At 36.7% G+C, this 1166-nt stretch carries 2 protein-coding genes; both read right to left on the reverse strand.

Features of this window, described 5'->3' with window-relative positions:
* Positions 1-393 precede the first annotated feature (393 nt).
* Positions 394-690, reverse strand: a complete 297-nt coding sequence (locus ACFINZ_RS09775; RefSeq protein WP_004861504.1) for a HigA family addiction module antitoxin — start codon at positions 688-690, stop codon at positions 394-396.
* A 16-nt stretch (positions 691-706) separates the two neighbouring features.
* The gene (locus ACFINZ_RS09780; RefSeq protein ID WP_375634175.1) at positions 707-1021 is read right to left on the reverse strand and encodes a type II toxin-antitoxin system RelE/ParE family toxin; all 315 of its coding nucleotides are present in this window, start codon (positions 1019-1021) and stop codon (positions 707-709) included.
* Positions 1022-1166 lie beyond the last annotated feature (145 nt).

The following is a 1166-nucleotide window of genomic DNA, read 5'->3' on the forward strand; positions in this document are numbered from 1 at the left end:
GTAACTGTATTTCAATGTAATACAATTGAAGTTTAATTTCAACTGTAAAGCACATTTTTTAGAGTGGCGAGATCGTTTGGCTTAACAACCGCTTGCTTTTTTAAGACTTTTACCCACGTTTACGGCGTTCTTTTGTTACATATTTAAAGAAGGAGGGTGGTAAAACATCTTTAGCTGGCTTTAGACGTGCAAGTTCTTCATCTGTCAATGGTGGAGAATCCACGGCTTCCAAATCTTCTTTTGTGTAGCCGCATCTTATTTTAAAGTTTTTTTGAAAACCAATAATTCTCGTGTGACTTGGAGCGTATCCGTTTGCATATCGGAATATACACTCGATTATACCGGATCGTCAATTATCTGTTACGTCTTAAAACTTCATGAGTGGAAAGATCATTAAACCCTACATTCAAATTTATTGATTTTGGCAAATTCGTCTGCTTTTTCAGTTTGTAATATACTAACGTCATAAGCAGCTTGCATGTTGAGCCAAAATTCAGCAGTAGTATCAAAAAAATAGGCTAATCTGAGAGCAGTATCGGGAGTCACCGGACTATTTTCAGCAACAATACGTTCTATTCTCGTGCGTGGAACATTTAATGCTTTTGCAAGGGCATAAGCAGAGAGAGCATATTCTTTTAAATATTCCTCTCGTAAAATTTCTCCGGGATGAATAGCAATATAATTTTTCATCTCGACCTCCTACAGATCAATGATAATCTACGATTTCAACTTCATAAGCGCCATTAGAGCGCCATTCAAAACAAATACGAAACTGGTCATTAATACGAATAGAATATTGACCTTTACGCTCTCCTTTCAATGCTTCTAAACGATTTCCTGGAGGACTGCGTAAATCTTTAAGATCAACCGCTTTATCGAGCATAAACAATTTTCTTTGGGCTATACGTACTAGAGTTGTTGGAAAACCTTTAGGCGGATTACCTTCTAAAAGATCTTTACACCGCTTATCAGCAAAAGATTCAATCACCAAATCACCTTCATTCACTCTTTTATGTATCATAGCATGATACCAATCTAAAGAAAAGGATGAATGTTGAAAAATATTTAGTAAAAGAGATGGCAATGACAAAGAAGCATCGTAAGGGTTTATCGGTTCGTGCGTTTGCGAAGAAGATGGGTGTTTCACATAATGCGGTGGTTTCTCG

Source organism: Bartonella sp. AA81SXKL (genome assembly GCF_042196945.1).
Classification (GTDB): domain Bacteria; phylum Pseudomonadota; class Alphaproteobacteria; order Rhizobiales; family Rhizobiaceae; genus Bartonella.